The sequence below is a fragment of the Rhizobium sp. KNZ14-9A genome (assembly GCF_056755015.1).
Genome location: NZ_JBPGXB010000002.1, coordinates 4,415,321 through 4,436,442 on the forward strand (window position 1 = coordinate 4,415,321; position 21,122 = coordinate 4,436,442).

General features: G+C 59.7%; 23 protein-coding genes. 8 read left to right on the top strand and 15 right to left on the bottom strand.

Annotated features, from left to right (window positions below):
• Positions 1-22: 22 nt before the first annotated feature.
• Together ACR9ZQ_RS28575 and ACR9ZQ_RS28580 are read right to left on the bottom strand one after the other, a co-directional pair.
• On the bottom strand, positions 23-487 hold the full coding sequence (locus ACR9ZQ_RS28575) for a hypothetical protein (RefSeq protein WP_310383797.1): 465 nt from the start codon (positions 485-487) through the stop codon (positions 23-25).
• Complete coding sequence (locus tag ACR9ZQ_RS28580; RefSeq protein ID WP_310383795.1) at positions 484-954, bottom strand: MarR family winged helix-turn-helix transcriptional regulator; 471 nt, start codon at positions 952-954, stop codon at positions 484-486. The genes ACR9ZQ_RS28575 and ACR9ZQ_RS28580 overlap by 4 nt, the downstream gene beginning before the upstream one ends.
• Before the next feature lie 181 nt (positions 955-1,135).
• On the opposite strand from ACR9ZQ_RS28580, the gene ACR9ZQ_RS28585 reads away from it, so the two are divergent.
• Positions 1,136-3,340: a bifunctional diguanylate cyclase/phosphodiesterase gene (locus ACR9ZQ_RS28585; RefSeq protein ID WP_481429156.1), complete on the top strand. Its 2,205-nt coding sequence runs from the start codon at positions 1,136-1,138 to the stop codon at positions 3,338-3,340.
• Positions 3,341-3,412: 72 nt separating this feature from the next.
• On the opposite strand, the gene trhO is transcribed toward ACR9ZQ_RS28585, so the two are convergent.
• The 4 genes from trhO to ACR9ZQ_RS28605 all read right to left on the bottom strand — a co-directional run bounded on the left by trhO (position 3,413) and on the right by ACR9ZQ_RS28605 (position 6,340).
• Positions 3,413-4,342 (bottom strand): oxygen-dependent tRNA uridine(34) hydroxylase TrhO, encoded by a 930-nt coding sequence (gene trhO / locus ACR9ZQ_RS28590; RefSeq protein ID WP_481429157.1) that lies wholly within the window; start codon positions 4,340-4,342, stop codon positions 3,413-3,415.
• A 71-nt stretch (positions 4,343-4,413) separates the two neighbouring features.
• On the bottom strand, positions 4,414-4,890 hold the full coding sequence (locus ACR9ZQ_RS28595; protein ID WP_310383789.1) for a VOC family protein: 477 nt from the start codon (positions 4,888-4,890) through the stop codon (positions 4,414-4,416).
• A 75-nt stretch (positions 4,891-4,965) separates the two neighbouring features.
• A complete protein-coding gene (locus ACR9ZQ_RS28600) occupies positions 4,966-5,874 on the bottom strand; it encodes a CHAD domain-containing protein (RefSeq protein ID WP_310383786.1) in 909 nt (302 codons plus the stop codon).
• Positions 5,852-6,340: a CYTH domain-containing protein gene (locus tag ACR9ZQ_RS28605; RefSeq protein ID WP_113321912.1), complete on the bottom strand. Its 489-nt coding sequence runs from the start codon at positions 6,338-6,340 to the stop codon at positions 5,852-5,854. Before ACR9ZQ_RS28605 ends, ACR9ZQ_RS28600 begins: the two co-directional genes overlap by 23 nt.
• Positions 6,341-6,491: 151 nt before the next feature.
• Between ACR9ZQ_RS28605 and ACR9ZQ_RS28610 the strand changes: the two genes are divergently transcribed.
• From ACR9ZQ_RS28610 to ACR9ZQ_RS28620, 3 genes are all read left to right on the top strand, one after another.
• Positions 6,492-7,130 carry a 2-dehydro-3-deoxy-phosphogluconate aldolase gene (locus ACR9ZQ_RS28610; RefSeq protein ID WP_310383784.1) on the top strand — a complete coding sequence of 213 codons (639 nt, stop codon included), beginning with the start codon at positions 6,492-6,494 and terminating at the stop codon, positions 7,128-7,130.
• Between the two features lie 130 nt (positions 7,131-7,260).
• Positions 7,261-7,980, top strand: coding sequence for a tellurite resistance TerB family protein (locus ACR9ZQ_RS28615; RefSeq protein ID WP_481429158.1), 720 nt, complete (start codon positions 7,261-7,263; stop codon positions 7,978-7,980).
• Positions 7,981-8,049: 69 nt separating this feature from the next.
• The gene (locus ACR9ZQ_RS28620; RefSeq protein WP_481429365.1) at positions 8,050-8,256 is read left to right on the top strand and encodes a hypothetical protein; all 207 of its coding nucleotides are present in this window, start codon (positions 8,050-8,052) and stop codon (positions 8,254-8,256) included.
• 3 nt (positions 8,257-8,259) lie between these two features.
• Here the strand turns inward: ACR9ZQ_RS28620 and ACR9ZQ_RS28625 are convergent, their stop codons facing one another.
• The 3 genes from ACR9ZQ_RS28625 to ACR9ZQ_RS28635 form a co-directional block, all read right to left on the bottom strand.
• The gene (locus ACR9ZQ_RS28625; RefSeq protein WP_481429159.1) at positions 8,260-9,330 is read right to left on the bottom strand and encodes a nickel/cobalt transporter; all 1,071 of its coding nucleotides are present in this window, start codon (positions 9,328-9,330) and stop codon (positions 8,260-8,262) included.
• Entirely contained in the window at positions 9,324-9,965 is a 642-nt protein-coding gene (locus ACR9ZQ_RS28630; RefSeq protein ID WP_310383778.1) for a DUF1007 family protein, read from the bottom strand. Before ACR9ZQ_RS28630 ends, ACR9ZQ_RS28625 begins: the two co-directional genes overlap by 7 nt.
• Positions 9,966-10,064: 99 nt before the next feature.
• Complete coding sequence (locus ACR9ZQ_RS28635; RefSeq protein WP_481429160.1) at positions 10,065-10,958, bottom strand: LysR family transcriptional regulator; 894 nt, start codon at positions 10,956-10,958, stop codon at positions 10,065-10,067.
• A gap of 525 nt (positions 10,959-11,483) precedes the next feature.
• Between ACR9ZQ_RS28635 and odc2 the strand changes: the two genes are divergently transcribed.
• Positions 11,484-12,617, top strand: coding sequence for an ornithine/lysine decarboxylase (gene odc2, locus ACR9ZQ_RS28640; protein WP_113321906.1), 1,134 nt, complete (start codon positions 11,484-11,486; stop codon positions 12,615-12,617).
• A gap of 96 nt (positions 12,618-12,713) precedes the next feature.
• Positions 12,714-13,304, top strand: a complete 591-nt coding sequence (locus ACR9ZQ_RS28645; protein ID WP_310383773.1) for a GNAT family N-acetyltransferase — start codon at positions 12,714-12,716, stop codon at positions 13,302-13,304.
• A gap of 61 nt (positions 13,305-13,365) precedes the next feature.
• Here ACR9ZQ_RS28645 and ACR9ZQ_RS28650 read toward each other — a convergent pair whose 3' ends face one another.
• The gene (locus tag ACR9ZQ_RS28650) at positions 13,366-14,331 is read right to left on the bottom strand and encodes an NAD-dependent epimerase/dehydratase family protein (protein ID WP_310383771.1); all 966 of its coding nucleotides are present in this window, start codon (positions 14,329-14,331) and stop codon (positions 13,366-13,368) included.
• Positions 14,332-14,494: 163 nt separating this feature from the next.
• Between ACR9ZQ_RS28650 and ACR9ZQ_RS28655 the strand changes: the two genes are divergently transcribed.
• Entirely contained in the window at positions 14,495-15,505 is a 1,011-nt protein-coding gene (locus ACR9ZQ_RS28655) for a serine hydrolase domain-containing protein (RefSeq protein ID WP_481429161.1), read from the top strand.
• A gap of 101 nt (positions 15,506-15,606) precedes the next feature.
• Positions 15,607-16,764 (top strand): GGDEF domain-containing protein, encoded by a 1,158-nt coding sequence (locus ACR9ZQ_RS28660; RefSeq protein ID WP_481429162.1) that lies wholly within the window; start codon positions 15,607-15,609, stop codon positions 16,762-16,764.
• On the opposite strand, the gene cysE is transcribed toward ACR9ZQ_RS28660, so the two are convergent.
• From cysE to ACR9ZQ_RS28685, 5 genes are all read right to left on the bottom strand, one after another.
• Positions 16,761-17,573 (bottom strand): serine O-acetyltransferase, encoded by an 813-nt coding sequence (gene cysE, locus ACR9ZQ_RS28665; RefSeq protein WP_481429163.1) that lies wholly within the window; start codon positions 17,571-17,573, stop codon positions 16,761-16,763. The genes ACR9ZQ_RS28660 and cysE overlap by 4 nt on opposite strands.
• 38 nt (positions 17,574-17,611) lie before the next feature.
• Entirely contained in the window at positions 17,612-18,043 is a 432-nt protein-coding gene (locus ACR9ZQ_RS28670; RefSeq protein WP_481429164.1) for an N-acetyltransferase family protein, read from the bottom strand.
• 54 nt (positions 18,044-18,097) lie between these two features.
• Positions 18,098-19,090 carry a WD40 repeat domain-containing protein gene (locus ACR9ZQ_RS28675; RefSeq protein WP_481429165.1) on the bottom strand — a complete coding sequence of 331 codons (993 nt, stop codon included), beginning with the start codon at positions 19,088-19,090 and terminating at the stop codon, positions 18,098-18,100.
• On the bottom strand, positions 19,090-20,181 hold the full coding sequence (locus ACR9ZQ_RS28680; RefSeq protein WP_310383760.1) for a CobW family GTP-binding protein: 1,092 nt from the start codon (positions 20,179-20,181) through the stop codon (positions 19,090-19,092). Before ACR9ZQ_RS28680 ends, ACR9ZQ_RS28675 begins: the two co-directional genes overlap by 1 nt.
• Before the next feature lie 143 nt (positions 20,182-20,324).
• Positions 20,325-21,116, bottom strand: a complete 792-nt coding sequence (locus ACR9ZQ_RS28685; RefSeq protein WP_481429166.1) for a creatininase family protein — start codon at positions 21,114-21,116, stop codon at positions 20,325-20,327.
• Between the last annotated feature and the right edge of the window lie 6 nt (positions 21,117-21,122).

The following is a 21,122-nucleotide window of genomic DNA, read 5'->3' on the forward strand; positions in this document are numbered from 1 at the left end:
AGGGCATCGATGCCCTGCCACTTCAGATCGCGTTCAACGTCTTTGCCGCGGCGAGACGTTTTCCTCTCGTCATTTTCCGCCCGTCGCGGAAATTGAGGGCAAGTAGCGTCAGCTGCACGCAGCCAGCCAGAACTTCGAGCGTCTGCATGGCATAGAAAACACCGTCAAACAGGCCTGCCGCCGCGCGAAGGTAAAGCAGGATTGCCAGGGGCAGCAGGATCAGCAGCCCGTTTGCGGCAATAATCTTCATGCGTCTGCGTTTCTTTTCGATAGCCGGCGAATGACGACCGCTGGCAAGCGAAAATCCGCTGCCGCCTGACATTGCGAGCATCGGGATCAGCAGACAGAGACCGGCAAGGATCGCTTTCTTGACGGTAAGAATAGCAGTCGTATCCAGAAGAAATTCGGAAATCAGCGTTGCGGTTAGAAAACCCGCAATCAGGACCATGGCAAGAGTGCCTGCGCCGGCATGAACGATCGTTTTCATCTCTGCTCCTCGCTTTCCGTGGCGTCCAGCGCCAGCCGTTGGTCGAACCTGTGCAGGAGATCGAGCGCCGCCCGCAATTCCGGTGCATTTAGTCCGCCGGCCAGCGCATTGGCCCAGCCGGTATGAAGCGCTGATATCCGCGCATAGCTCTCAGTGCCTTGCGGTGTCAGCACATAGAAGGGCGAGCGCTGATGGCGCGGGTTGGGCCGCTTTTCGATAAAGCCATCTTCCTCGAGCTTGTTCACCTGCTTTTGGGCGCCCTGCCGGGTCATGCCCATCATCTCCGCAATTCCCGGCACCGTGATATGACCTGGGGACAGCGAAATTGCTCCGAGCACCTGCCAGCGGGCGCTGGTGAGGTTCAGCGATGCGCCCAGCCGGTCGCCGCCGTCCAACAGTCGTCCGTTGATGCGGAAGACCATCAGCATGATGTCCGTCAGCAGATCGGCTTCGATCGTGCGCTTCAAAATTCGCGATTCTCCGTTTCCAGTAATGGAAACTAGTTACCATTATTGGAAACTAGTTGTCAACTTGCGAAGACATGCGGTATTTAGGTAAATCCTGAGCCGGATTCTCGATAGTTCCCATGATCTTAAGCGTTTCTTGACCCTTGACTGCGAAGATTTCTCGAACGGGGAGTTGTATGAATTGCCGGCAGTCTTGAGGTCTAAAAGCAGCGGATCGGGTTTAGGCCGCCATACCACGGTTACTGGCGTGCTCTTTTCCTTTGCGGTCATTGTCGCAGTTGTCACCATCATGGTTCTGACAGCGCTGGAGCGCGTCTCGGAAAATGCCAATGTGCTCGATGACGAGCGCTCGCGCGAAACGACCGTCGGGGCGCTCAAGACCTTCGAAGATCAGCTTGCCGCCACGCTTGACGACTATGCCGCCTGGGATGATGCGGCTGCTAATGTCTATGCCCCGGAGGGCATGGCGTGGACGATCAGCAACTACGGCGAGATGTCCCTCAATAGCCCTCTCTTCGATATGGCCATCGTCATTGACGACCAGAAGAAAACCGTCATGGCCTATCAGGACGGTTTGCCAATGCAGATGTTGGTCAGTGATTTCTTCTCCCCCTCGCTTTGGCGGCTTCTGGACAAGGTTCGTGCACCTGATGCCGGCGAGAAGCCGGAAGCCATCGGTTTCATCAAGACAGCAAGAGGCATTGCCGCCGTTGGTATCGCGCTGGTGCGAGAGAAGTCAGGTGAGCTTGATATGCCTGCCCGTCAGCATCGCTATCTGATTTTTGCCCGGCATCTTGATGATGCAAAAATATCTGCTCTCGGCACCACTTATGTGCTGAATGGATTGCGGCTGGTGCCTGCGGACTTTGCCTCGGCCTATTCGGTGGAAATTGCAGATCCTGCTCGAGCGGTTCTCGGCAAACTTGTCTGGGTGTCGCGTTCGCCCGGCGATATCGGCTATGCGCAGGTAAGGCCCATGGTCATCCAGGCGCTTGGTCTGGTCGGCCTGTTCTTCGTCGTCCTGCTCATCATCGGCTGGCTGGCCGGGCGGCGGCTGAAGGCGGAGGAAAACAGTGCGCGGGAAGAAACACTTCGTGATCGCCTGAGCGGCCTTTCCAATCGCGATGGCCTGGGGCTTGCCGTCGACAGCTTCGTTGCAGAAGCGCGGCAGACGAAGCGGAATGTCCTGCTGCTCTATCTCGATCTCGACGGCTTCAAGGAAGTCAACGACAGTTATGGTCATGGCACCGGCGACCAGTTGATCCGCGCTGTTGCGGCGGGACTGGACGTGCTGATCCCTGAGGATGCCGTGCTCGCGCGCATCGGCGGTGATGAATTCGCGATCGCTTTCCTATCGGATGCGGAGAATGCGGCCGCGCTGCAGCTTGCGGAGCAGATCCTCGATTTCCTTGCCGAACCGCTCGAAGTCGGCCGGCGTATCGTCGTGGTCGGCGCCAGCATCGGCATCGCCATGTCGTCGCTCGGTTCGATCGGCCGGGAGGAACTGGTGCGCCGCGCCGACCTTGCCATGTATAAGGCCAAGGAAGCCGGCCGCGCCCGCATGACGCTCTACGATCCGGCCATGGATACCGATCGCGCGCAGCGCAACGCGCTGGAGCTCGATCTGCGAATAGCGATCGAAAGCGGCGATCTCACGCTTGCCTATCAGCCGCTCGTCGATGCCGCGACGCACGAGATGAATGGCGTGGAGGCGCTGGTGCGCTGGAACCGGCCGGGCCACGGTCCGGTTTCGCCTGAGGTTTTCATTCCGATCGCAGAGACCAGCGGACTCATCGAATCCCTCGGCCTTTTCGTATTGCGCAAGGCCTGCGAAACGGCAAAGCAGTGGCCGGAGCTGAAGATCTCGGTCAACGTTTCACCGGGCCAGTTCCGCAATCCGGCCTTCACCGATTATGTTCGCTATGTGCTGAAGCATACGGAGATCGAGGCGAGCCGCGTCACGCTGGAAATCACCGAAGGCTACATGATCCAAAATCCGCAGCGCACGCGCCAATCGATCGAGCGACTGAAGTCGCTCGGCGTCAAGGTGGCGCTCGACGACTTCGGCTCCGGCTTCTCTTCGATCGGCTACCTGCGGCAGTTCGGCTTCGACCGCATCAAGATCGACCGCTCGCTCGTGACCGATATTACCGGCGACAGCCGGCAGCGGGAAATGCTGCAGGCGACGGTCGCACTTGCCCGCGCGCTGGATATCCCCGTCACCGCCGAGGGCATCGAGACGGAAGAGCAGGCGGTCGCGCTCCGCCTCTTTGGCTGCGACAGTCTGCAAGGCTATTTCTTCGGCAAGCCGATGGCGGCCGACCAGATCAATGGCCTGTTGCAGGCGCGCCGCGAAGCCCGGGTCCTGCGTCGGATCGCTGGCTAAAACGTCGCCCTATCTCTTTGTTTTCATGCAATTTCAGACGCAAAACAGCTGCGCAGTTTTGCTGGAATTGCTTTACGTGCCGATATGCTTCTGGCCGCGCTTCTTGGCGAGCGCGATCTGGTGCTGGCGCTGACGATAGCGCAGTCGATCTTCTTCACTGCGCGTATGGTAGCAGTTGCTGCAGGAAACGCCTTCCTCGAAATAGGGCGAGGTGACCTCTTCTGCCGTGATCGGGTTGCGGCAGGCGTGGCAGAGCTTGTGCTCGCCTTCCTTCAGGCCATGCTCCACTGAAACGCGCTCGTCGAAGACGAAGCATGCCCCGTCCCAAAGACTTTCCTCCTGCGGCACTTCCTCCAGATATTTCAGGATGCCGCCCTTGAGGTGATAAACCTCTTCGAAGCCCTGTTCCTTCATGAAGGCCGTCGCCTTCTCGCAGCGGATGCCGCCGGTGCAGTACATGGCGATCTTCGGCTTGTTGTGCAGGCCGGGATTGTTGCGCACCCAATCCGGAAACTCACGGAAGGTCTTGGTCTTGGGGTCAACTGCGCCGCGGAAGGTGCCGATTGCCGTCTCGTAGTCGTTGCGGGTGTCGATGACGATCGTATCGGGATCGGAGATCAGGGCATTCCAGTTGCTTGGATCGATATAGGTCCCAACCACCTTGTTGGGGTCGATATTCTCGACGCCCATGGTGACAATTTCTTTCTTCAGCTTTGCCTTCATGCGCAGGAAAGGCATTTTGGATGCGCGGCTTTCCTTGTGCTCCAGGGCAGCAAATTCCGGCTGTGCACGCAGGAAGGAGAGGACGGCATGGATGCCGGCATCCGGTCCTGCAATCGTGCCATTGATGCCTTCATGGGCAAGCAGAAGCGTACCCTTCACGCCATTCTCCTCGCAGAGCGCCTGCAATGGCGCCTGCAGGCTCTCGAAGCGTGGCAGGGATACGAAATGATAGAGCGCTGCCACCAGGAAGGGGCTTGTTTGGGTCGCATTGTCGGTCATGCGCGTGGAAATACAGAATATGCCGTCCCTGCGCAATGACATTACGCAAGGACGGCATTGTGGGATTGTGCCTATCCGCGCGCCTTCCATTCGGCGTAGGACCGCATGCCAAACGCAGCATCCGGCTCTTCGTCGAGCACGCTCAGGAATTCGATCGAATGTCCGTCGGGATCGTTGAAATAGAGCGACAGTGCCGGCACCCAGCCGATGACGATCGGTTCGGTGATCGGCTCGCCGTGAAAGCCATGCAGCTTCAGGCCCTTGTGGATCAGCAGCGCCGGTGCCCTCATCATTTCTTCCTGCGACAGGCGGAAGGCCATGTGCAGGCGCATCTTCAAGGGACCGGTGCCGGTTTCCCAAAGGCCGAGCATGGCGTTCTTCTTGCCGTTCACCCAGAAGAAGGCAATGCGGCGCTCGGGAAATTCGGCGGCGAGCTCCAGGCCGAGAATATCGCGGTAGAAAGGAATGGAGGTCTTCAGATCGGCGACGGTGAGATGGGTTTCGTAGATGCCCAGGATCTGGGGCGTCGTGGCATTATCTGCAGACATATTTTCCTCGATCGGTTCATTGACCGGGCCGAGGCTAAGACCTCAAGTAAAGTTGAGGTCAGCAGATCAAATACGTCAATTGCCGATAGACACCCAAAGCAATTCCAGACGCTGCGCTTCATCGTCAGGATCATCGCCATAGAGCGTTTCGGCGTCGCGTAACGCTTCGCGCCGATCCTCCTGTTGGCGGAAGATGATGGCATCCAGCAGATGGGCGAGATCGTCGTTGCGGGTGAAGAGTTGTGGTTCTGCCTCCACGAGGCCTGAAAGCACGGCGAGATCGTTGATATGGCCGAGACGTTCAACAAGATCCTTGGCGAAGTCGCGCTTGGCCTTCATGGCGCTTGGCCAGAGATCGCGCAGAAGCGCGTGATAAAGGCGATAATCGTAGGTGCGCTTGCGCAGCTCGTGGAAATCTCCGGCCGCTGTGTCCTCTTGGCAGGCATCGAGCGCTTCCCTGGCGCGCGATGCTGTCCTGCGCCAGCTTTTTGCCAGCATACGGGCATTCTTGCGGTGGCTCTTGTCGAAGGCGACATCGTCAAGTGCCGCGATCGCTTCCCGCAACTTGCCGGCAGCATAATGCAGCCTTTCCTCAAGGCCGCTTTCGGCTTCCGCCATCCAGTCGCGCCGGGCTTCCAGAATGGAAACGATACGGCCGAGCGCCTCGGCCTCTTCCAGATTGCGAGCATTGTCCTGCAGGTAGCGGGCAGTACCAACGATTGCCGCGGCATCGCGGATGGCAGACAGCGACCGTGCCGTTTCTCTCAGCCGGGCATTTTCCCGCTTCTGGAATTCCGGCACTTCGCGAGACACAAGACGATAAAGTGAACGCAGCCGCTTGATGTTCTTGCGGAAGGCGTGGATCGCCTCATGGGCGCCTTCCGGCCGCTTGTCGAGAACGGTGATGGCGCGCTTCAACTGCTCCTCAGCGGCGCTTCGGAACTCGTCGGTAAAGTCGGCCTCAGGCCGTATGCGATAGCCCATGCCTGTCGTGCTCAAATTCTGTGGCCAGCGCCTGATTGGAATAGCGGAAATCGCCCGTGACCTCGCGGCCGAGCCAGGCGGGCAAGGGAGGATTGTCAGTTTCGGCTTGCATCTCGACTTCGGCTATGACGAGGCCGCGATGGGCGCCGGCAAAGACATCAACTTCCCAGACGAAACCTTCATAGGGGACGCGGTAACGCGTCTTTTCGATGACGATACCGATGGCGTTTTCCAGCAGTTCTTCGGCGTCGGAGACAGGGATCTCGTATTCGAATTCATCGCGGGTGAGGGTGCCGCGGCCGATTTTCATCGTCAGCCGCGCGGTCTTTTCATCAAGGATGCGAATCCGCACAGAGCGATCATCCATCGAGGCGACATAGCCCTGTTTCAGGACCGACTTGGACTCTACGGCAGAGCGCCATGCTTCGCCGCGTACGAGGAACTTTCGTTCGATCTCTTTCGCCATACGAATGAACCTTTTGTGACGATCGTCGCACGGTACCCCAATTTATAATGATTTAATACCCGGCTTGTCGCACGGGCTGGTTTTATCTCGACAAGCCTCTGTGGGGGCGCTATTCGAAAGCCGATTTCAATCGTTTAAGGGAACCGTGGCCATGGGCGAGAAGACAGAAAAACTCCTTTCCATCCTGAAACTCCAGCCCGTCGTTCCGGTCCTGATCGTCGAGGACGCGAAGTCGGCCGTATCTCTCGCTCGAGCGCTCGTTGCCGGCGGTCTGAAGGCCATCGAGATCACGATGCGCACCCCGGCAGCTCTCGAGGCTGTGCGCGCGGTTGCTGCTGAGGTAGAGGGTGCTGAAGTCGGCGCCGGCACGATCCTCAACGCAGCCCACTGGGAAGCCGCCGTGCAGGCAGGCTCCAAGTTCATCGTCAGCCCCGGCACAACCCAGGAGCTTCTGGATGCCGCCGCCGATTCTCCGGTGCCGCTGCTTCCGGGCGCCGCCACCGCAAGCGAAGTCATGGCGCTACGCGAAGAAGGCTACCAGGTGCTGAAGTTCTTCCCGGCCGAGCAGGCCGGCGGTGCCGCCTATCTCAAGGCGCTTTCCTCCCCGCTTGCTGGCACGCTCTTCTGCCCGACGGGCGGCATCTCGCTGAAGAATGCCAACGACTATCTCTCGCTGCCGAACGTCATCTGCGTCGGCGGTTCGTGGGTCGCACCGAAGGAGCTGGTGGCTGCGGGCGACTGGGCAGGTATCACCAAGCTCGCCTCCGAAGCTTTCGCGCTGAAGGCCTGATCTGTCGAAGCCGCCGGGTTTTGAAAGCTGACAGGTTTGAACGAGGGTGGCCGTGCCGCCCTCGTTTGTATTTCGGCAGTCGCAAACCTATGTTCTCCTCCAGCCTTTGAAACAGGGAGAAGATGAGGACATGTTCGACGCGAAGAAACTACTCGACCAGTTTCTGGGATCACAAGTGCCGGGTGTGGGCGGCAGCGTGCGCGACCGGGCGGGCGACGCGATCCAGATGGCGAAGGACAATCCGTTGAAGACCGCCGGTCTTGCCGCCGTCCTTCTCGGCACCAAGACCGGCCGCAACATTGCCGGCAATGCCGTCGCCATCGGCGGTCTCGCAGCAATCGCAGGTCTCGGATATCAGGCCTGGAAGAATTATCAGGCCGGGCAAGCGCCTGCGGCACCCTCTGATGCGCCGACGGCGAACAATCCCGTTCTCCTGCCTCCGCCCGCGGAATCCGGCTTCGGTCCGGCCTCGCCGGCGACCAGCAATGAATTCGTGCTCATCCTCATCCGTGCCATGATCGCTGCCGCCAAGGCCGACGGTCATATCGACGATGCAGAGCGCGCGCTCATCATGGACAAGGTCAAGGCTGCCGATGTCAGCGGCGAGGCAGCGAGCTTCATCGAACGCGAGCTTTCGGAGCCGACGGATATCGATGCACTTATCGCCGCAGCCGTTACCGAGGAACAGAAGGTCGAGCTCTACACAGCCTCGCGCCTGACGATCGAGCCGGATTCGCGTGCCGAACGCGGCTATCTCGATCTGCTCGCCGGCAGGCTCGGTCTTCCCGATCAGCTTGTCGATCATATCGAGGCAACGGTTTCCTCCGCCAAGGTCACTCTGTCTCAGTAGCATCAGGGCCAGTTGCCTTTGCGAAGCGGCTGGCCTATCCACTCCCGGACAAGAGGAGTGAGCATGTCCATGAGCCCGGAAAGCCGTTCGCAGGCGACCGCCGCCGCAATCATTCTGTTTTCTGCCGGGCTGGTGGTCTACTTCCTGCCGACCATCGTGCTGTGGATCGGCAGTTTCTCGCCGACATTGGCGGTCATCGTCGGCGTCTGCCTGCTGATGTGTTTCTTCGGCATATTCTGGCTGCGAGCGCGCTATCAGCGTAGCAGAAAGCCCTGAAGACTATCCCTGCAGGGAGGCTCCGAGCAGCAATACACCCATCAATATTACAAGAATTGCACCTGATATCTCGATCGCATTGCCGATCCAGACGGAGGCAGACGAACCGCGGCCGGAGAGGCGCACCGCCGTGCTCTTGGCCGTGACGGCGAGCGTGGCAAGAATTGCAACGGTAATGGCGGTGCCGAGCGACATGGCGACGACCGAGAGCACGCCGCCGAGATAAAGCCCGTTCAGCAGTGAGAAGGTCATGACCAGCAATGCGCCGGAGCAGGGGCGCAAGCCCACAGCGATCACTGCAGACCATGCCTCACGCGCGTTAAACTTGTCGCCACTGACCAGCGAGGGATCGGGCAGGTGTGAATTGCCGCAGGTCTCGCAGACCATGCCGGGCACATAGGTATGGCCGGGGTCCACGGCCTGCGCCTTGCCGTTGAAGCTGAAATTGGCGCGCTGGCGTTCGGCGGCATTCTCCTTCCAGTCCAGCATCATGCTGACCGGCCCGGCCGGCGTTGCCATGAGCCGACGGCGTGGCAGGCTGCCGGCCATCGAGCGCAGCTTTCGGAAGAGCAGCCAGCCACCGAAGAGGATGACCATCACGAAGCTTGCGATTTCCATGGCCTGTGTTGCCATGGTCAGCGTGATACCGGTGCCGCGCAGCACCAGCCACGCGCCGCCGACAAGCACGACGGCCATAGCGCCCTGGACGAAGGCTGAGATGAAGGAGATGACGATGCCACGTCGAAGCTCGACTTCGTTGGCGATCATGTAGGACGAGATGACGGCCTTACCGTGGCCGGGGCCGGCGGCATGAAAGACGCCATAGGCAAAGGAAAGGCCGATCAGCGAGGAAAGCTGCCAGGGATCCTGGCGCATCTCCTTCAGCGCGCCAGTCAGCGCACGATAGAAGGCCTGCTGCTCGTAATTCACGTAGAGAAAGAGTGGCGCCAGCGGCCCGCCCGTCGGCTGGAAGCTCGGCTCGGCCGTACCGATGCCGAGCGGCGATTGCGCATGGGCAGCGACGGTCATGACAGCGATCGCAAGCAGGGCGAGGGGCAGGCGCTTCATCAGCATGTGACCTCCAGCCGCGTGGCAAAGAGCTTCGACATATTGGTGCCGGTCGGATCGTTGAAGAAAGCGTCGGTCAGCGACTGCTTGTTTTCCGAGATTACCTCGTCTGCGTCTGGGCGCACGACTGCGTGCTTGCAAGCCTTGAAGCCGTCGCCGACCGTGGCGAGTTCGTTGTCGGTCGGGAAGTCGATCGAGGTGTAGAGCGTCGGATCATAGACGCCGAAGGTCAGCTTGCCCTTCAGCGGCATCTTTTCGACCGGTTTGACCGCAAAAAACATCAGAAGCTGACCTTCCTTGTAGTCGACGTGGATGATGTCGGGCTTCTGGACGGTGATGTTCTTCCCGTTGATCGTCAAGTTCATGTAGTAATCGTAGTCGGCAAGCGAATCTCGGACCGTCTTGCCGACCTCGGCAAGTTCGTTCGGCTCCAACTTCAGATCGGTGTTCTTGTCGAAATCCATGACGACCGAAGAGGAGAAGACCTCATCGAAGCGCCAGACATTTCGCAGTTCCTGAATGCTGCCGTCGGGTGCTGCGACAACTTCCAGCCGCGCTTCCACGAAGATATGCGGATGGGCGAAGGCCGTGGCGGGGGCGAGCGAAAGAAGCCCAGCCGTCAGAAGTGTCGAACTTTTCATGCTTACCCGCTGCCCTGTTCGGTTGGGGTGATTTCTCACCAGAAAATGGGACGGAATTGGGACCGCCCCTGCGACGCTTGGGCGCGCATCCCGCTCGCTTCAGGGATGTTTCTTAAACCAGTTGTAAAGGTAGTCCACGAAGATCCTGACCTTTGCCGGCAGATAGCGGCGGTGCGGATAGACGGCATAGATGCCGCGGTCAGTCGGAATATAGTCGTTGAACAACGTCACCAGCCGACCGTCTTCGATCGGTTTGCGAGCGATAAAGTCTGGAATCAGCGCAATCCCGACCCCTGAGAGCGCGGCGCGCAGTGTCGCGTGCGGGCTGTTGACTTCCATCGGGCCGGAAACGGCGACCGCAAAGGAGGTGCTGTCGGGATTGTAGAAGCGGATGCTCGCCTGGTTGCGGGAATTGGTATCGACGATGAAGGGCACGTTGGAGATATCGCTCGGGTGCTCGATGTTGGGGTAGCGTTCGAGGAATTCCGGCGTGGCACAGATATGGACGCGGAAATCGGAGATCTTGCGGGCGATCATACCGGAATCTTCGAGTTTGGTGACGCGGACCGCGACGTCGAAGCCTTCCTCGATCAGGTCGACGAATTGGTCGTCGGCGGCAATCTCCAGCTGCAGGTTTGGATTTTCCTTGGCGAAGTCGATCAACGACTGGCCGACATCGGCATCGACGAAGGTGCGCGGCACAGAAACCTTCAGGCGGCCCTTCAGTTGCGCATTGTTCTCCCGCACGAGGTCGGCGAGGTTATCGATCTCCTTCAGGATGTCGGATGCCGTGCGATAATAGGTGTGTCCGGCCTCGGTCATCGAGAACTGACGGGTGGTGCGATTGAGCAGCAAGGCGCCGAGTTCGTCTTCCAGTTCGCGCACGTATTTCGAGAGCAGGGCCTTGGAGCGGCCGGTGCGCCGCGCAGCAGCAGAAAAACCTTCCGCTTCGACCACATCGATGAAGGCGCGTATGCGGGTCAGCGTGTCCATGATTCCTCCGATCTGTTTCAGAATATTGAACAAATCTGGCTGCTTTGTTCAATTTATTTTTTGGGGCGCGATCAAAAATTCTCTTGATTATGTCGGCGAATATTCTTATTTCCCACTCAGCCCAAAGTCGCACGTGCCCATGGGTGTCCGCCGAACCCTCGAATTGGTGAGGAAATCGGTAAGGTACCTGGAATTAACCCCTCCAGTCGCTATTCCGGCCAACCGGAAAATGCGAGGACGCCTGAAGCAACGACGGTGCGGGCCTTTTTGTTCTCTCCCTGCTTTCCATCAGCGGGGGTTACTGAAGAGGCACACCTTCATTGCCGGAAGTGCGGCAGGGATACTCCCTCCAATCCATGGCAGACAAAGCCGAACCCATACCGCATTCGCGGCGTTGGTTCACTATTCGCGCATCAAGCGCCGTCAAGGATCCGGGGTCTCCACCGGCTGGTTCCTGAGCGGTTCTTGTATGCCCTTTGTCCTCCGGTTCGTGCCGGAGCTCTGGAATTGGAAGAGGGAATTGATATGACCACCCAGCGCATCCGCGACTTTCTCGCAACCCGACGTCCCGACGGTCCCTGCCTCGTGGTTGACCTCGATGTCATCAGAGACAATTTCCACGCCTTCCGTCACGCGATGCCGGACAGCGCGATCTATTACGCCGTCAAGGCCAACCCAGCTCCGGAAGTCCTGAAGCTGCTCGCCAGCCTCGGTTCCAACTTCGATTGCGCGTCCGTCGCAGAAATCGAAATGGCGCTGGAAGCCGGTGCGACCGCAGCCCGTATCTCCTACGGCAACACGATCAAGAAGGAACGCGACGTCGCCCGTGCGCATGCACTCGGCGTCAGCCTCTTTGCAGTCGACAGCCACGAAGAAGTCGAGAAGATTTCCCGTGCAGCTCCGGGTGCGCGCGTTTTCTGCCGCGTCCTGACCGATGGTGAAGGCGCCGAATGGCCGCTGTCGCGCAAGTTCGGCTGCGTTCCGCAGATGGCCGTCGACGTTCTCGTCTATGCTCATCAGCTCGGCCTGCAGTCCTATGGCGTCTCGTTCCATGTCGGCTCGCAGATGACCAAGGTCGATGCCTGGGATTCGGCTCTTGCAGATGCCAAGCGCGTCTTCGTCCAGCTTGCCAAGCAGGGCATCCACCTGCAGATGGTCAATATGGGCGGCGGCTTCCCGACCAAGTATCTGCGCGATGTTCCGTCCGCAGAAGCTTACGGCAAGTCGATCTACCAGGCGCTGCGTACGCATTTCGGCAACCAGATCCCGCAGACGATCATCGAGCCAGGTCGCGGCATGGTTGGCAATGCAGGTGTCATCAAGGCTGAAGTCGTGCTGATTTCCAAGAAGTCGGACAATGACGACGCCCGCTGGGTCTTCCTCGACATCGGCAAGTTCGGCGGTCTCGCCGAGACGATGGACGAAGCCATTCGCTACCCGATCCGCACCGAACGCGACGGCGACGAGATGGAGCCCTGCGTGATCGCCGGCCCGACCTGTGACTCGGCCGACGTGCTGTACGAAAAGAACCTCTATCCGCTGCCGATGTCTCTGACGATCGGCGACGAGGTTCTGATCGAAGGTACAGGCGCCTACACGACGACCTACTCGGCAGTCGCTTTCAATGGCTTCGAGCCGCTGAAGGCCTACGTCATCTAAGGTCTTGTTTCTGCCAGCCCCGTAACCAGCCGGGGCGGCAACTTCACAATTTCCAGTCATCACCGCTGATAACGGTATTGGGTACGGGAGGCCAAGATGGCCGCTGTTCTTGATTCTGTCCGCGCATTCTTTGCGCCTGTTACTTTCACTATCGATGCGGAAAATCCGTCCGACGTCGTCGCTCGCGAAACCCTGCTCGATCGCGTCATGGGGCCGGATCGTCGCAAGAAGTCGTCGGAAATGATCCGCCGCAACCGTGTGCCGGCCGAAGGCCTGGCGCTGGTCGCGCGCGACCGCGACGGCCATGTGATCGGCACGGTGCGTCTGTGGAATGTCGAAGCCGGCATCAACTACGAGGGTACGCCGCTCGATGCGCTGCTGCTCGGCCCGCTCGCCGTCGACGGCAAGCATGGCGGCAAAGGCATCGGCTCGGCGCTGATGCGCGCGGCGATCCTCGAAGCAAAAAACCGCGGCCACGGCGCGATCCTGCTCGTCGGCGATGCGGACTATTACGAGCGCTTCGGCTTTTTTGCCGAGAAGGCTCGTCACCTTGTCATGCCCGGCCCCTTCGAACGCTCGCGCTTTCTGGCGCTTGAGCTCGTCGAGGGCTGGCTTGGCGGCGCGGCCGGCATGATCGTTCCTTCGGGACGCATGCTGGCCGGCGCGCCGGTCCGGAAGGCGGCCTGACCGGCTGAAGCCCCTCCCTTTCTCGGGAGGGGCTTTTTTGTTTAAGGTCATCGCCGAATGATCACGAAGCTTTTGCTTCGACGCGGCCATTTTCGATCAACCAGCGGACCGCTTCCTGCACGGCTTGCAACGAGCTGTATCGCGGTGTGAAGCCAAGCAACCGGCGGGCTTTTTCCATGGAGCAGTTGGGGCTGCGGGCGATGTGTTCCCAGGTGGCTCTCGCCTCTTCTGGGTTCTGTTTTTTTGCCCAGGCCTCAAAGGGAAGGAATTCCAGCTTCGCTTCCTGGCCAAACCACGCGGCCATCGCCTCGGCATAACCCCGCAGCGTCACCGCCTTTTCCGAAACGGCGTGGAAAGCCTGACCGATTGCGGCCTCAGGCTTTGCGATGGCGGCCATGAAGAGTTCTGCAATATCGTCGGCATGGACGTGATGCACGGTTTCCATACCGAAATTCGGCAGGGCCAGCGTTTCTCCACGTGCCAACGAGGTGAAAACCTCGGGATTGAAATGCCCGGCAGGGTTCAGCGGGTTCCAGCCGGGGCCGACGATATGGCCGGGATGGATGAGAGTTACCGGAAAATTCTTCTCGCGAGCCATCCGTAGCAGATCGGCTTCGATCGCGGCTTTCTTTACGCCGTAGTCGCCGAAGGGCTTCTTCGGTGCCTCCTCCGGCGTCGGCACGACGGTGGAGAAACCATGGGTCCAGATCGTGCCGGTATGGAGAAAATGGCGGACATGACCCTCAAGGGTGGTTGCGAGCTGTTCGTTGCTTTCAGGCGTGAAGCAGATCATGTCGATGACGATCTCACCCTCCAGCGCGCGGATCGCATCGCCGAAGCGGCCTTCCGCCTCGAGCGCTGCGCGATCCATATGCCTGATATCGACACGGCTCCACGCTTCATGTGCCTTATAAGGCGCGGCTGCGCCGCGACTGATCGCCACCACCTCATGGCCGGCCTCGACGAGGCGGGGTACGAGATAGGTGCCGACATGTCCTGTTGCTCCGATGACGATCACGCGAGCCATGCAGTCTCCTCCAGATGCGCATATGGGCGGGTCATGGGCAGTATGTCGTGCCGCTTCGCAGGACTGCAAGTGGCCAGTGCGCGGATCATAAAGTTTCACGTCCGCGTGAATCGGCGCTTTCCGCTGCTGATTTCGTCACGCAGCTGCGCTAGCTCATCGCTCCATGATCAAGCGCCTCGCTCTCTGCCTTTCACTGTTGCTCGTCCCTATTGCCGCTCTCGCCCAGCAGCAGGGAAGCTCCCTCTCAACTCTTCTGGACAGCCTCGGAGAGCGGGAGGAGTTGAAACCGCTGAAAAGCGTTGTTGTCGCCCGTGACGGGCGGGTGGTGGCGGAGCACGGCTATCGCGGTCATTCACCATCGGAATCGACCAATATCAAATCCGCATCGAAATCGATCATTTCAGCGTTGGTCGGCATTGCGATCGGCAAGGGCCTGCTGGAAGGACCGGACCAGAAGATCGCGCCGATCCTGAAGGCGGATCTACCGGCTTCGCCGGATCAGCGCCTCAACGAGATCACCATCGGCAATCTTCTCTCCATGCAGGCGGGGTTGGATCGCATGTCCGGGGCGAATTACGGGCGCTGGGTCTCCTCACGCAACTGGGTCCGCTTTGCGCTCTCGCAGCCTTTCGTTGATCAGCCCGGTGGAGAGATGCTCTATTCCACGGCCTCGACGCATCTTCTTTCCGCCATTCTCACCAAGGTCGGTGGCAAGTCGACGCTGGCACTTGCACGTGAATGGCTCGGTCCGGTCGAGGGTTTCCGCATCGGTGCTTGGGAGCGCGATCCGCAGGGCATCTATCTCGGCGGCAACCAGATGGCGATGAGCGCTCGGTCGCTGCTTGCCTTCGGCGAGCTTTACCGCAATGGCGGTCGCATGGACGACGGCAAACAGGTAATTCCGGCGGACTGGGTGGCACAGTCCTGGCAGCGCCGCACCAATTCGCGTTTCTCCGGGGATGACTATGGCTATGGCTGGTTCACCCGGCAGATCGGCGGAGAGCAGGTGCATTTTGCCTGGGGCTATGGCGGACAGATGCTCTACATCGTACCGACGCTCAACCTCACGGTCGTCATGACCTCGGAGGAGAGCGGTCCTTCCGCCCGCAATGGTTACAGGGATTCGCTGCACGGCCTGCTGGCTGATATCATCGGCACGGTACGTCCCGCCTGACGGAGAAAAATTAGAGGTCGCTAAATTTTTAGCGAAGCATCCAATCAAACTGCAAATCGCTTCCTGTAGGGTTCGCCGCGTCGTACCTCGGGATAGACGCGATGTTGCTGGATCTGCGGACAATCTATTTCATCGTTGCAGTGAGCTGCGTCGTTCTGAGCGCCCTCCAGTTCGCCGCCTATGCGACGGGCCGCTTCGAACGTTGGCCGCTCTGGTGGGGCGCCAGCAACTTGCTGGTCGGCATCGGTTCCTTCTTCGTCGCGCTGCGCAATCTCGTTCCCTATTATATCTCGATCGATGCGGGCAATGTGCTGACCATCGTCGGCTACATGCTGATGTTCTTTGCCGTGCGCGACTTTGCGGGACACCCCGTCAACCGGCGCTATTTCTGGCTCGTAATCTTCTGCGGCAGCGTACCCGTCGCACTTTTCATTAGCGATCCGGTCGCGATATCCCAACGTCTCCTTTACATTTCGGTGATCTGCTGTCTTTGCGATGTCACCATCGCCAGGGAAGCCGCCGGAATTCTCCGCCGCGAGAAACTTTACTCGGCGGCGCTTCTCCTCGGGCTCTACGTTGCCACCGCGATCCTTTTCGCAGTTCGCAGTTTTCTTGCCGCGACCGGGGGCATCGCAGGGCCGGATCCCTTCGGCGGCAGCGTCATCCATAGCTGGATGGCGGTATCGGCCGTGGCCTTCATCATGCTTCGCAGCATGGCAATGGTGCTGATGGCAGCCGAGCGAAGCCGGAATCAGCTCATCGAACTTGCGCATCATGATCCCCTGACCGGAACGCTCAATCGCGGCGGCCTTGCCCAGCATGTGCCGTTGCTTGCCGGCCAGCCGGTATCGCTCCTCATCATCGATATCGACAATTTCAAGCAGTTGAACGACCAGCACGGTCATGCCGCCGGCGACGAGGTTCTGCGACTTTTCTCCAAAGTGTCGAAGGGCATCATGCGCTCGGGCGACTTGCTCGCCCGGCAAGGCGGGGATGAATTCCTGGCGGTGCTCCGCAATGTCGATCGGGAAGAAGCGGTAGAGATCGCAAACCGCATCCGCCTTTCCTTTGCGGCAGCCGTCATGCAAATGCCGGACTTGGCGATCTTCCCGACACTCAGCATCGGCGTTTCCACACGCACGGACGAGGGCGGAGATTTTGAGCGGCTCGTGCAGAAGGCGGATGAGGCGCTCTACCGTTCGAAGCGCGAAGGCCGCAACCGCGTCGAAGCGGCAGGGGAAAACCAACAAGCCGCTTAGATATTCTGATCCATCGTTTCGGCCGGGATTTCATCGTTGCGATGAATACGCACGACAGCCGCCGGAACGCCGGCTACCGTGCAATGAGCCGGGACTGCTTTCAGTACGACACTGCCGGCTGCGATCTTGCTGAAGGCACCGATCTCAATATTGCCGAGGATCTTTGCACCGGCGCCGATCATCACGCCGTGGCGTATCTTCGGGTGGCGATCACCTGTCTCCTTGCCCGTACCGCCAAGCGTAACGTTCTGCAGGATAGAGACTTCATCTTCGATGACGGCCGTCTCGCCGATGACGATGCCCGACCCATGGTCGAGCATGATTGAGGAACCGATCCTTGCAGCCGGATGGATATCCGGGCCGAAGACCAGCGAGGCGAGGTTGGAAAGCCAGCTCGCAATCTCGACACGACCAGCCATCCACAGGGCATGGGCAATGCGATGGGTCTGCAGGGCGTGAAAGCCTTTGAGGTTCAACAATGCGTGCAGATAGGTGGTGCAGGCGGGATCTCGTTCGCGCACGGCCAGAAGATCGGCTTCGATGGCGGCGCCGATATCGGGATGTTCCTGCAGTGTGCTGTAAAACAGCTGGAACAGGTCTTCGGCATCGACCCTCGCGACCGAGAGGCGCGCCGAAATCACATGCGCGATGATATCGGCGTCATTTTCTGCGCCGATGATCTGTGTTTCAAGGAGTGTCCGCAGGGTTGGTTCCCGCGTTGCCAGATCGACCGCTTCCGTGCGGATTGCCGACCAGACGGACCAGAACGCGCGCGGCTCATCGGCGGCAGCGTTATTCGGAACAGGCATTGTCGGGTCCTTCTCAAAAATCTTCTTGCGACGGCGTGTCAGCGATGGGCTGGGCCGGGATCATACACCGGTTCTGGCAGGCGGCGCCAATGATAGAGCATGTCGGGCTCTCTTTCCTCGTTGCCGCTGCCGTCAGTTTCTTCAATGGACGAGAATCCATGTGATTCATAGAAGGCACGGGCGCGGCGATTTTGCTGGAAGGTCCAGAGGCGAATATCGTCCATATCATTCATTGCCGAAGAGAGAAGCGTCGTACCGATTCCCGCACGCTGGGCGTCGGGCAGAACGTAGAGCTGCTCGATCCAACCATTGCCGTAGGCGATAACGCCAACCAGCCGTCTGTCGACAAGCGCGCCAAGAACCGTGTGTTCTCGCAGCAGATGTGTTCGCCAGTATTCCTCGCCTTCCTCAGGGGCGTGAAGATCGGGAAGGTGCGGCATCACGCTCCATAGTGCGATGCGCCGCACCATGGCAGCCTCATACATGTCCTTGGAACCAGGGCTGTAACTTCGACAGCCATGGGATCAGGCCGTCGCAATATCCACGACGCCGCAATCGCCGGTCTCGGAAGCAAAAGCGAGCAGCTTGCCGTCCTTGCTCCAGCTCATACCGGTGATAGCGCCCTTGCCGGGGCGGCGCAGTAGCGCTTCCTTGCTGTCGGCGAGGCGAACGGCAAGGATCATGCCGTCGATGAAGCCAATGGCGAGTATATCTTCAACCGGGTGGAATTTCACCGCAGTTGCCATGATGTTAGCGCGGGTGCCGAGCTCCAGCGGCGCCTTGCCCATCGGGCCGTCCTTGCCCTGGAAGGGCCAGACGATGGCGGCCGGCGCACCGGAGGAGGCAAGCCACTTGCCCTTGGCGGACCAGGAGAGCGACTTCACCTTGGCCGGATAGCCGGTCATGCGCATGTGGCGGGCTTCGGTGCCAGACTTGACGTCGAGTTTCCAGCCGTGCAGCGCATTTTCCTGCATTGATGTGACCAGGAAGTTGCCGTCGGGCGAGAAGGTGACGCCGGTATGGGCGCCCTTCCATTCGAGATCAACAGGCTTGGCGCTTGTGCCGACCCAATGCAGCGATACGCCGTTATAACGAGCGGCTGCGATGCGCAGGCCCTTGGGCGCGAAGGCGATGCCTTCGACCGTGCGCTCTTCGGGAAATTCCTTCGTCGTGCCATCGGCGAGGCGCACGAGCGTGCTCTTGCCATAGGAATAAGCGATCGCACCCTGCGGGCCGGCGGCGACTTGAGAAATCCATTTGCGCGGGGCCGAGGCAATTTCGCTGACGCTGCCGTCAGCAGCGATGCGCAGCACCTTGCCATCCTCGCCGCCCGAAATCAGGCTTTCGCTGTAGGGATCACGGATCGCCGTCAGCATGCCCTGATGGGCTTCGATGACCTTGTCGCCGCCACCGAGCCGGTGAAAAGTACCGTTGGCATTCGCGAAGAAGGGAACATCACCTAAAAATTCGACGGCCAGAACGTGGCCGTCGAGATCAAGCGGTGCAACTGTTGGCATCAGGCGGTCGCCTCGCACGCCTTGAAGGATTCTTCCAGTTTGGCGCGGTCGAGGTCGCGACCGATGAAGACGAGACGGCTCTCGTGCTTCTCTCCGTCCTTCCAAGGACGCTGATGGTCGCCTTCGATGATCATATGCACGCCCTGGACGACGTAGCGCTCGGCGTCACCCTTGAAGGCGATGATGCCCTTGAGGCGCAGAATGCTTGGGCCCTGCGTCTGGGTGATCTTCTGGATCCAGGGGAAGAAGCGCTCCGGGTTCATCTCGCCGCCGCGCAGCGAAACGGACTGCACCGTTATGTCATGGATGGCCGACATCTCACCATGATGATGGTGGTGATGGTCGTGGTCATGATCGTGATGATGGTGATCATGACCATGGTGATCATGATCGCAGTCCGGGCCGCAGACATGATCGTCATGGCCGTGCTCGAGGAAATGTGGATCGTTTTCCAGCGCGCGCTCTAGATTGAAGGCGCCCTGGTCCAGAACGCGGGCGAGATCAACGCCGGAACGGCTCGTCTTATAGACGCGAGCAGCCGGGTTGATGGCGTTCACGATGTCTTCGATCTGCGCCAGTTCTTCTGGCGTGACGAGATCGGTCTTGTTGATGATGACGACGTCGGCGAAGGCGATCTGGTCCTCGGCCTCGCGGCTGTCCTTCAGGCGCAGCGGCAGATGCTTGGCATCGACGAGGGCAACGACGGCGTCGAGTTCGGTCTTGGCGCGGACGTCATCATCCATGAAGAAGGTCTGAGCGACCGGAACCGGATCGGCAAGGCCGGTTGTTTCGACGATGATGCCGTCAAAGCGGCCGGGACGGCGCATCAGGCCCTCGACGACGCGGATCAGGTCGCCTCGGACCGTGCAGCACACACAGCCATTGTTCATTTCGTAGATTTCTTCGTCGGATTCGACGATCAGGTCGTTGTCGATGCCGATCTCGCCGAACTCGTTGACGATGACTGCATATTTCTTGCCGTGGTTTTCGGAAAGGATGCGGTTGAGCAGCGTCGTCTTGCCGGCACCGAGATAACCGGTGAGCACGGTGACGGGGATGGGCTTCTGCTGTGTCTGGATCGCGTCGGTCATGAGAACCTCGAAAGTAGGATATTGACCCCGAGGGCAAAGTGCGGGGCCTGAATGGGTCGGTTTCATATAGGCGCTTGGAAGCGGCAGTTCAAAGGGTTTTGTATGTTATAAGATCACATTGCTTTCTATGCAAAGCCGCGCCTTCATCGCAGCGTTTCTGCGTCGAAAGCATCGACATCCTGCAGCAGCTCCACCAATCCGCTGACCGCATGGGCTATCAGCGCCTCACCCTTTTCTGCAGTCGCCTTTTTCGCATTGCCTGCAGCGCCTTGCGGGTTGAGATCGGACATCTTCCAGCCGAAGGCATGCGGGCCATAGGCGCGCAGGTGCTTGAAGCACCGGGCGAACTCTGTCTGGTTGGAAGGGAAGTCGGCAGCTTTCTCCATATCCACCCTGCTCGGATAGAGCGCCAGCATGACGGATGTTTCGATATCTCCGCCATGAATGTCTACAGCCTTTTCATCCGGCAAGATCACACCCTCCGGCAGGCCGAAGCGGGTCCAGCTCGTGGCGACGGCCAGCATGCTGAAGCGCACACGCGCTTCCGTGGCGACGATGGTCATCAGCGGCGAGTTGCCGCCATGGGCATTCAGCATCACGAATTTGCGGATACCGAGCTTCGAGAGGTTTTCAGCGATATCGAGCCAGCGCTTTACGGCTGTATCAAAAGGGAGCGTCTTCGTTCCTTCAACATCCATGTGCTCTAAGGAGTAGCCGATCGATTCGATGGGGAGTACGGTGACGGGCAAACCGGCCGGCAGGGCGGTTTTCAGCCTGTTGACGATGCCCTGCGCGATCAATGTGTCGGTTTCGAAGGGCAGATGGGGGCCGTGCTGTTCATGTGCGCCGAGTGGCAGGACCGCTATCCACCGGCGGCGTGCCTCCGGAGCGAGTGCCGGATCATTGTCCTCGAAACGGAACGACGGAACCAACATCGGGCG

Coding starts and splice junctions, on each gene's coding strand:
- cysE (WP_481429163.1), bottom strand. CDS start 17,573: ATGCCTGTTCCGAATAACGCTGCCGCCGATGAGCCGCGCGCGTTCTGG.
- ACR9ZQ_RS28605 (WP_113321912.1), bottom strand. CDS start 6,340: ATGGCGAAAGAGATCGAACGAAAGTTCCTCGTACGCGGCGAAGCATGG.
- ACR9ZQ_RS28625 (WP_481429159.1), bottom strand. CDS start 9,330: ATGCTGATGAAGCGCCTGCCCCTCGCCCTGCTTGCGATCGCTGTCATG.
- ACR9ZQ_RS28595 (WP_310383789.1), bottom strand. CDS start 4,890: ATGTCTGCAGATAATGCCACGACGCCCCAGATCCTGGGCATCTACGAA.
- ACR9ZQ_RS28610 (WP_310383784.1), top strand. CDS start 6,492: ATGGGCGAGAAGACAGAAAAACTCCTTTCCATCCTGAAACTCCAGCCC.
- ACR9ZQ_RS28615 (WP_481429158.1), top strand. CDS start 7,261: ATGTTCGACGCGAAGAAACTACTCGACCAGTTTCTGGGATCACAAGTG.
- ACR9ZQ_RS28630 (WP_310383778.1), bottom strand. CDS start 9,965: ATGAAAAGTTCGACACTTCTGACGGCTGGGCTTCTTTCGCTCGCCCCC.
- ACR9ZQ_RS28670 (WP_481429164.1), bottom strand. CDS start 18,043: ATGGTGCGGCGCATCGCACTATGGAGCGTGATGCCGCACCTTCCCGAT.
- ACR9ZQ_RS28635 (WP_481429160.1), bottom strand. CDS start 10,958: ATGGACACGCTGACCCGCATACGCGCCTTCATCGATGTGGTCGAAGCG.
- ACR9ZQ_RS28650 (WP_310383771.1), bottom strand. CDS start 14,331: ATGGCTCGCGTGATCGTCATCGGAGCAACAGGACATGTCGGCACCTAT.
- ACR9ZQ_RS28575 (WP_310383797.1), bottom strand. CDS start 487: ATGAAAACGATCGTTCATGCCGGCGCAGGCACTCTTGCCATGGTCCTG.
- ACR9ZQ_RS28660 (WP_481429162.1), top strand. CDS start 15,607: ATGTTGCTGGATCTGCGGACAATCTATTTCATCGTTGCAGTGAGCTGC.
- ACR9ZQ_RS28600 (WP_310383786.1), bottom strand. CDS start 5,874: ATGGGCTATCGCATACGGCCTGAGGCCGACTTTACCGACGAGTTCCGA.
- ACR9ZQ_RS28655 (WP_481429161.1), top strand. CDS start 14,495: ATGATCAAGCGCCTCGCTCTCTGCCTTTCACTGTTGCTCGTCCCTATT.
- odc2 (WP_113321906.1), top strand. CDS start 11,484: ATGACCACCCAGCGCATCCGCGACTTTCTCGCAACCCGACGTCCCGAC.
- ACR9ZQ_RS28685 (WP_481429166.1), bottom strand. CDS start 21,116: ATGTTGGTTCCGTCGTTCCGTTTCGAGGACAATGATCCGGCACTCGCT.
- trhO (WP_481429157.1), bottom strand. CDS start 4,342: ATGACCGACAATGCGACCCAAACAAGCCCCTTCCTGGTGGCAGCGCTC.
- ACR9ZQ_RS28645 (WP_310383773.1), top strand. CDS start 12,714: ATGGCCGCTGTTCTTGATTCTGTCCGCGCATTCTTTGCGCCTGTTACT.
- ACR9ZQ_RS28680 (WP_310383760.1), bottom strand. CDS start 20,181: ATGACCGACGCGATCCAGACACAGCAGAAGCCCATCCCCGTCACCGTG.
- ACR9ZQ_RS28675 (WP_481429165.1), bottom strand. CDS start 19,090: ATGCCAACAGTTGCACCGCTTGATCTCGACGGCCACGTTCTGGCCGTC.
- ACR9ZQ_RS28620 (WP_481429365.1), top strand. CDS start 8,050: ATGAGCCCGGAAAGCCGTTCGCAGGCGACCGCCGCCGCAATCATTCTG.